Source organism: Kineococcus haloalkalitolerans, assembly GCF_050871905.1.
Taxonomy (GTDB): Bacteria; Actinomycetota; Actinomycetes; order Actinomycetales; family Kineococcaceae; genus Kineococcus.
The window spans coordinates 58,327-66,024 of the sequence record NZ_JBJLSH010000022.1 but is presented as its reverse complement, the minus strand read 5'-3'; the positions used below and the strand labels follow the sequence as shown (position 1 = coordinate 66,024).

The 7,698-nt window shown below is 77.2% G+C and carries 5 protein-coding genes and 1 pseudogene; 2 read left to right on the top strand and 4 right to left on the bottom strand.

Annotated features, from left to right (window positions below):
- From ACRYMY_RS10590 to ACRYMY_RS10575, 4 genes and pseudogenes are all read right to left on the bottom strand, one after another.
- Positions 1 to 724: pseudogene (locus tag ACRYMY_RS10590) on the bottom strand (hypothetical protein); the annotation flags it as partial.
- A 283-nt stretch (positions 725 to 1,007) separates the two neighbouring features.
- Positions 1,008 to 2,693: a ribonuclease J gene (locus ACRYMY_RS10585; RefSeq protein ID WP_432547219.1), complete on the bottom strand. Its 1,686-nt coding sequence runs from the start codon at positions 2,691 to 2,693 to the stop codon at positions 1,008 to 1,010.
- The gene (gene dapA, locus ACRYMY_RS10580) at positions 2,690 to 3,664 is read right to left on the bottom strand and encodes a 4-hydroxy-tetrahydrodipicolinate synthase (RefSeq protein ID WP_432547218.1); all 975 of its coding nucleotides are present in this window, start codon (positions 3,662 to 3,664) and stop codon (positions 2,690 to 2,692) included. Before dapA ends, ACRYMY_RS10585 begins: the two co-directional genes overlap by 4 nt.
- A 174-nt stretch (positions 3,665 to 3,838) precedes the next feature.
- The gene (locus ACRYMY_RS10575) at positions 3,839 to 4,537 is read right to left on the bottom strand and encodes an HAD-IA family hydrolase (RefSeq protein ID WP_432547217.1); all 699 of its coding nucleotides are present in this window, start codon (positions 4,535 to 4,537) and stop codon (positions 3,839 to 3,841) included.
- Positions 4,538 to 4,703: 166 nt separating this feature from the next.
- Here ACRYMY_RS10575 and ACRYMY_RS10570 point away from each other — a divergent pair, with 166 nt between their 5' ends.
- On the top strand, positions 4,704 to 6,647 hold the full coding sequence (locus ACRYMY_RS10570) for a sugar phosphate isomerase/epimerase and 4-hydroxyphenylpyruvate domain-containing protein (RefSeq protein WP_432547216.1): 1,944 nt from the start codon (positions 4,704 to 4,706) through the stop codon (positions 6,645 to 6,647).
- A 57-nt stretch (positions 6,648 to 6,704) separates the two neighbouring features.
- Positions 6,705 to 7,676: a TIGR03557 family F420-dependent LLM class oxidoreductase gene (locus tag ACRYMY_RS10565; protein ID WP_432547215.1), complete on the top strand. Its 972-nt coding sequence runs from the start codon at positions 6,705 to 6,707 to the stop codon at positions 7,674 to 7,676.
- Positions 7,677 to 7,698 lie beyond the last annotated feature (22 nt).

Below are 7,698 nucleotides of genomic sequence, written 5' to 3'. Positions count from 1 at the left end.
GCACCACGGGAGCGGGCACCACGGGAGCGGGCACCACGGGAGCGGGCACCACGGGAGCGGGCACCACGGGAGCGGGCACCACGGGAGCGGGCACCACGGGAGCGGGCACCACGGGAGCGGGCACCACCGGGACGACCGGGAGCGGGACCACGGGGGTCACCGGGAGCACGGGGGCCACCGGGACCACGGGCCGTGCGGGCCGGGGCGCCGGGCGCGCGGGCAGCGGCACGACGGCCGGCGCGACGGGCGCGGCGACGGGACCCGGCACCGCGGTCGCGGGCGCGGTGGCGGGCACCACGGCGGGCGCGGCCGGCGCGGAGGCCGCCGCCACGGCGGCGGCGGCGGGCGAGGGACCCCACCCGGGGTCCGCGGCTCCCCAGGAGGCGCTGGGCACGAGCGCGGGGACGGCGGAGGGCGGGCCGGCCACCGGGACGACGGCGGTGGTCGCCGGCGCCGCGCCGCGGGAGGACAGCTCGCCGGCCGCCGACCCCGGACCGGCGGCCGCGGACCCGGCGGCCGCGGTGCCGGTGGTCGTGGTGCCGGTGGCCGCGGTGCCGGTGGCCGCGGCGGGCGCCACGGCCGGGGCGGCGAGCGCGGCGGGGCGGTCGTCGGCGCGGACGAGGGCGGAGGCGCCGGCGCTCAGGGCGATGCCGAGCGCGGCGCCGACGACGAGGAGGCCGCCGCTGCCGAGGGCGCGCGGGACGGACGTCGGGAGGTGGGTCACGGGGTTCTCCGGGGATCTGCGGACGGTGCGGCGCCACGGCGGGCGCGGTGCGCGAACCTACGCAGCGGTGCGCGGCGGACACGGCGCGCGAGCGGCCGCGGGACCCGGACGGCGCAGGGCCGCGGCCCCGGTTCCACCCGTCCTCCCCACCGGCCCGCACGCTCCGGGCAGGGACCGTCACAGCCGCGGCGGCGGGCCCCGCGGGCACCCCGGGACGCCGAGACCCCGCCGACCGGGTGGTCGGCGGGGTCTCGGCGGCGGGGCGCGGCGGGCCCGGCGGGCGTCAGGCGGTGACGACGACCGGCACGATCATCGGCCGGCGGCGGTGCTTCTGGCTGACCCAGGTGCCGACGGTGCGGCGCACGATCTGCTGCAGCTGGTAGGTGTCCACCGGGCCGGTGGAGGCCTCGTTCAGCGCGGCCTCGACCTTGGAGCGGATGCCCGCGAAGCGGTCGTCGCCGTCACCGATGAACCCCCGGGCGTTGAACTCCGGCCCGGAGACGACCTTGCCGGTGACCGAGTCCACGGCGACGAAGATGGAGATGAACCCCTCCTCGCCGAGGATGCGGCGGTCCTTGAGGTCGGCCTCGGTGATCTCCCCGACGCTGGAGCCGTCGACGTACACGTACCCGACGGGCACGGCGCCCGTGATGGCGGCCTTCCCGTCGACGAGGTCGACGACGACGCCGTCCTCGGCGATGACGACGCGCTCGCGGGGCACGCCGGTCTTGACGGCCAGGTCGCCGTTGGCGATGAGGTGCCGGTACTCGCCGTGCACGGGCATGACGTTCTTCGGCCGCAGGATGTTGTAGCAGTACAGGAGCTCCCCGGCGCTGGCGTGCCCGGAGACGTGGATCTTCGCGCTCTGCTGGTGCACGACGGTGGCGCCCAGGCGGGCCAGGCCGTTGATGACGCGGAACACCGCGTTCTCGTTGCCGGGGATGAGGGAGCTGGCCAGCACGACGGTGTCGCCGGCGTTGACGGAGATGCGGTGGTCGCGGTTGGCCATCCGCGACAGGGCCGCCATCGGCTCGCCCTGGGAGCCGGTGCACATGAGGACGACGCGGTCCTCGGGCAGGTCGTCGACCTGCTTGAGGTCGATGAGCACGCCCGGGGGCACGTCGAGGTAGCCGAGGTCGGCGGCGATGCCCATGTTGCGGACCATGGAGCGCCCGACGAGGGCGACCTTGCGCCCGTGCGCGTCGGCGGCGTGCAGGACCTGCTGGACGCGGTGCACGTGGCTGGCGAAGGAGGCGACGATGATGCGCCGCTCGGCGCGGCCGAACAGCTGCTCCAGCACGGGGCCGATGTCGCGCTCGGGCGCGGTGAACCCGGGGACCTCGGCGTTGGTGGAGTCGACGCAGAACAGGTCCACGCCCTCCTCGCCGAGGCGGGCGAAGGCCCGCAGGTCGGTGATGCGCCCGTCCAGCGGGAGCTGGTCCATCTTGAAGTCGCCGGTGTGCAGCACGAGCCCGGCGTCGGTGCGGATCGCCACGGCCAGCGCGTCCGGGATGGAGTGGTTCACGGCGATGAACTCGCACGAGAAGGGGCCGAGCTGCTCGGTCTGCCCCTCCTTGACCGCGTGCGTGAACGGCCGGATGCGGTGCTCCTTGAGCTTGGCCTCGATGAGGGCCAGCGTCAGCTGCGAGCCCAGCAGCGGGATGTCGGGACGCATCCGCAGCAGGTAGGGGACGGCGCCGATGTGGTCCTCGTGCCCGTGGGTGAGGACGACCGCGACGATGTCGTCGAGGCGGTCGGCGATCGGGCCGAAGTCCGGCAGGATCAGGTCGACGCCGGGCTGGTGGTCCTCGGGGAACAGGACGCCGCAGTCGACGACCAGCAGCTTGCCGCGGTGCTCGAACACCGTCATGTTGCGCCCGACCTCGCCCAGGCCGCCGAGGCCGACGACGCGCAGGGCGCCGTCGGCCAGCGGGGGCGGGCTCGTCAGCTCGGGGTGGGGGTGGCTCATGCGGCTCCTCCTGCGGCCGTGGTGGCCGCGACCGGGTGGTGGGTGGTGCTGGAAGCGATCAGGGACCCGCGCGCCCCGGCGAGGTCGGCGGCGAGCACGGCGGCCTCCTCCTCGGTGGCGGCGAGCAGGGGCGCGCGCACGACGCGGTTGCGGGTGACGCCGAGCAGCTCGAGGGCGGCCTTGACGGCGACGACGCCCTGCGTGCGCTCCATGATCCCGCGCACGACGGGCAGCAGCTCGGTGTGCACGGCGCGGGCGGTGGCGAGGTCGCCGGCGTCGACCGCGGCGACCATCCGGGCGTAGGCGCGGCCGGCGACGTGCGCGACGACGCTGACGATCCCGGAGGCGCCGTGCGCGAGGAGCGCCAGGTTCAGCGCGTCCTCGCCGGAGTACCAGGCCAGGTCGGTGCGGGCCAGGACGTGGGAGGTGGCGGTCAGGTCGCTCTTGGCGTCCTTGACGGCGACGATCCGCGGGTGCTCGGCGGCGCGCACGAGCGTCTCGGTGGCGATCGCGACGCCGGCGCGGCCGGGGATGTCGTAGAGCATGACCGGCAGGCCGGTGGCGTCGGCGACGGTGCGGAAGTGCTGCAGGAGCGCCGGCTGGGGCGGCTTGGAGTAGTAGGGCGTCACCACGAGCAGGCCGTGGGCGCCGGCGCGCTCGGCGGCCCGGGCGAGCTCGACGCTGTGCGCGGTGTCGTTGGTCCCGGCTCCGGCGAGGACGGAGGCGCGGTCGCCGACGGCCTCGAGGACGGCGCGCAGCAGCCGGTCCTTCTCGGCGTCGGAGGTGGTGGGCGACTCCCCCGTGGTCCCGCTGACGACGAGCCCGTCGTGGCCCTCCTCGTCGACGAGGCGGACGGCCAGCTCGGCGGCGGCCGCGGTGTCCAGGGCGCCGTCGCCGGTGAAGGGGGTCACCATCGCGGACAGCACCGCTCCGAAGGGGCGCGGTGGTGTCGGCGCGGTGGCGGTCGGCATGCCCCCGAGGCTACCGCCGCGGGGCGGCACCTCCCCCGCCACCTCACCGGACGCGCCCCGGACGCGCCCCGGACGTGGGAGGACCCGGTCGCTGCCCGCTCGGGGGTCCGGGCAGCGACCGGGTCCAGGGGCGTCATCGCGCACGCCCCGCCGGGCGTTACACCGCCCCCCCGCTCAGGCGCCGAGGGTGACGTGCACGCCGCGCTCGTCGACGGTGGCGCGCACGCCGGACAGGCGGTCCACCACCACGTCGGCGTCCAGCGGCCCGGTGGGGTGGGTGGTGCGCACGGCGAGGGTGGCGCAGCCGGCGGCGCGGGCGGCGGCCAGGCCGGCGGGGGCGTCCTCGACGACGAGGCAGTCGGCCGGGTCGACACCGAGGCGGCGCGCGCCCAGCAGGAAGCACGCCGGGTCGGGCTTGCCGCGCTCGACGTCGTCGAACGTGACGAGCGCGCCCGGGACCGGCAGGGCGCCGGCGCGCATCCGGGCCGCGGCCAGGGCGCTGCCGCAGCTGGTCACCACCGCCCAGCGGTGCGGCGGCAGGACGTCGAGCAGGGCCGCCACCCCGGGCAGCTGCACGACGCCGTCGACGTCGGCGACCTCGAGGGCGTCGATGCGCGCGCTGGCGCGGGCGACGGCCTCCTCGTCGACGTGCCCGTCCACCCCCGCGCCGCCGACGAGCTGGCGCACGATCTCGGCGGCGGGCCGGCCGTGGCCGTGGGCGGCCCGCAGCTCCTCGGCGCCGATCCCGCTCTCCAGCGCCCAGGTCGTCCAGCTGCGGGTGATGGCCGCGGAGGAGTCGACGAGCGTGCCGTCCATGTCGAAGAGGACGGCGGCGAAGGGGCGGCCCCAGGGGGACGCGGTCGTGGAGGTCACCGCCGCACGGTACGAGGGGGTGCCGGGGCGCCCGCGGCTGGGCCGGGCGGTGGGTACCGGCCGCCGCGGGGCCCGGCCGGGGCGGGCGCGTGCCAGGCTGGGCGCCGCGCGCCGGGGGGCGTCCACGCGCGGTGGGCGGCGGAGGGCGGCGCGCGGGAGGGGCCACGTGGACGGCGCGACGACCCGGACGGCCGAGCACCCGCTCACCGGTGCGGGGACGGGGGCCGGCGCGGCGACGTCGCTGGCGACGGTGTGCCTGTCGGGGACGCTGGAGGACAAGCTGCGCGCGGCCGCGGCCGCGGGGTTCGACGCGGTGGAGGTGTTCGAGCCGGACCTCGTGGCGTGCCCGCTGCCGCCGGCCGACGTGCGCCGCCTGGCCGCCGACCTGGGCCTGGCCGTGGCGCTCGCCCAGCCGTTCCGCGACCCCGACTCCACCGACCCGGCGGCGGTCGCCCGCACCCGCGAGCGGCTGCGCCGCAAGGCGCGCACGGCCCGCGCGCTGGGCACCGACCTGCTCCTGGTGTGCAGCGCGGTGGGCGAGGACGCGGTCGCCGACGACGACCGGCTGGCCGGGCAGCTGGCCGCCCTGGCCGACGTGGCCCGCGAGGAGGGCGTGCGGCTGGCGTACGAGGCGCTGGCGTGGGGCCGGCACGTGGCCGACTACCGGCACTCCCTGCGGGTGGTGCGCGCGGCCGGGCACGAGCACCTGGGCGTGTGCCTGGACTCCTTCCACGTCCTCTCCCGCGGCGACGACACGGCCGGTCTGGCCGACGTGCGCGGCGAGGAGGTGTTCTTCCTGCAGCTGGCGGACGCGCCGCGGCTGTCGATGGACGTGCTGCCGTGGAGCCGGCACTTCCGCTGCTTCCCCGGGCAGGGCGACCTGGACGTGGCGGGGTTCACGGCGGCCGTGCTGGCCACCGGGTATGCCGGGCCGCTGTCGCTGGAGGTGTTCAACGACGTCTTCCGGCAGACCGACCCGCGGCGCACGGCCGTGGACGGGCTGCGCTCGCTGCGGCGGCTGGCCGACGTCGTCCACCGCGCGGCCGGGGACGGTGCGGCGGGCGGGGACGTGCCCGCGCCGCGCCGGGAGGTGGTGCGCGCGGCGGCGCGCCCGCTGCCGGCAGCGCCGGCCCCGGCGGGCTGGGCGTTCACCGAGGTCGCCGCGCCCGGACCGGTGGAGGCGGAGGCGGCGCAGCTGCTGCAGCGGCTGGGCTTCGCGCGCGAGGGCGTGCACCGCAGCGCGCCGGTGACCCTGTGGCGCAACGGGCCGGTGCGCGTCGTCGTCAACGCCCGTGCCGCGGGGGCGCAGGACGCGGCCGGCGGCACGGGCGGCGCGCGGATCTCCGCCCTGGGGCTGCGCACGCCGCAGCCGGCGGCGCTGGAGCAGCGCGCGCGCCGGCTCCTGGCGCCCGTGGTGGCGCGGCCGGTGGGTCCGGGCGAGGCGGACATCCCGTCGCTGGAGGCGCCGGACGGGACGTGGCTGCAGTTCTGCCCGCCGGACGACAGCTGGCTGGGCGACTTCACGGCGGCGCCGCCCGCCGTGGCCCACGGCCCGGTGCTGACGGGTGTGGACCACGTGGCGCTGCCGCAGCGCTTCGGGGAGTTCGACACCGCGAGCCTGTTCTTCCAGTCCGTGGTGGGGCTGGAGGCGCTGCCCGGCACGGAGGTCGCCGGCCCGCACGGACTGGTGCGCAGCCGCGCGCTGACCGACCCGGCCGCGGACCTGAGCGTCGTGCTGAACGTGGGCCCCTCCGGCGCGGCGCTGCGCGGGCGCGCCGTCGTGGCCGGGCACGTCGCGTTCCGCACGCCCGACGCCGTGGCCGCGGCCCGCGCCGTGACCGCGGGCGGTGGACGGCTGCTGGCCGTGCCGGGCAACTACTACGACGACCTGGCGGACCGGTACGGGCTCGACGCCGGGCGGCTCGCGGAGCTGCGGGAGGCCTCGGTGCTGTACGAGCGGGACGCCGACGGCGAGCTGCTGCACTTCTGCACGGCCTCGCTGACGGGCGGGCTGTTCGTGGAGGTCGTGCAGCGCACCGGCGCGCACCGCGGGTTCGGCAGCGCCGACGCGGCCGTGCGCCTGGCCGCCCAGTCGCGCTGGAGCGCATGAACGGCCCGCGCAGCGGGTAGGCCCGACTCGTCACGACCGAGGAGACGGGAGACGTCCGTGCAGATCGGCTACAAGCTCGCCACCGAGGCCTTCGGGCCGAAGGAGATCATCCGCCAGGCCGTGGCCGCCGAGGAGGCCGGCTACGACTTCGTGGAGATGAGCGACCACTTCCACCCGTGGCTGGACGTGCAGGGCCACTCCGCGTTCACGTGGAACCTGCTGTCGGCGATCGCGGCGAAGACCGAGCGGATCGGGCTGGTGACGGGGGTGACGTGCCCGTCGTTCCGGTACCACCCGGCGATCATCGCCCAGGCCGCGGCGACGCTGGCGATCATCTCCGACGGCCGCTTCACCCTGGGCGTGGGCGCCGGCGAGCGCCTCAACGAGCACGTCGTCGGCACGCCCTTCCCGCAGGTGGCCGAGCGCCACGAGCGCTTCCGCGAGGCCCTGGAGATCATCCACCTGCTGTGGCGGGGCGGGTACCGCAGCTACGAGGGCAAGCACCTGCGCCTGGACGACGCCCGCGTGTTCGACCTGCCCGAGGAGCTGCCCGTCGTCGCGGTCGCCGCGAGCGGGCCGGCGTCGGCGCGGATCGCCGCGGAGCTGGGGACCGGCCTGTTCGCCACCGAGCCGAAGGCCGACATGGTGAGCCGGTGGAAGGAGCTGGGCGGCAGCGGCCCGGCGTACGCGGAGGTGCCGATGGCGTGGGCGCCGGACGAGCAGAGCGCCGTGGACGCCGTGCTGGAGAAGAGCCGCTGGGCCGTCACGGGCTGGAAGGTGATGTCGGAGCTGCCGAACCCGGTGAACTTCGACGCCGCCACGCAGACGGTGACCGGGGACCACGTGCGGGAGATGTTCGCCGTCGGCCCGGACGTCGGGCAGTACCTGGCGAACGCCCAGCAGTACGTCGACGCGGGTTTCGACCACCTCGTCACCCAGAACGCCGGGCCGGACCCCGACGGGTTCCTGGAGTTCTTCTCCCGCGAGCTGGCGCAGCCGCTGCGGGCCCTGACCCCCAGCGCGGGCTGACCCGCACCGCGGGCGCCGTCCG

Bases quoted from the DNA above. Each gene is read 5' to 3' on its own strand.
- ACRYMY_RS10585 (WP_432547219.1), bottom strand. From the start codon at position 2,693: ATGAGCCACCCCCACCCCGAGCTGACGAGCCCGCCCCCGCTGGCCGAC.
- dapA (WP_432547218.1), bottom strand. From the start codon at position 3,664: ATGCCGACCGCCACCGCGCCGACACCACCGCGCCCCTTCGGAGCGGTG.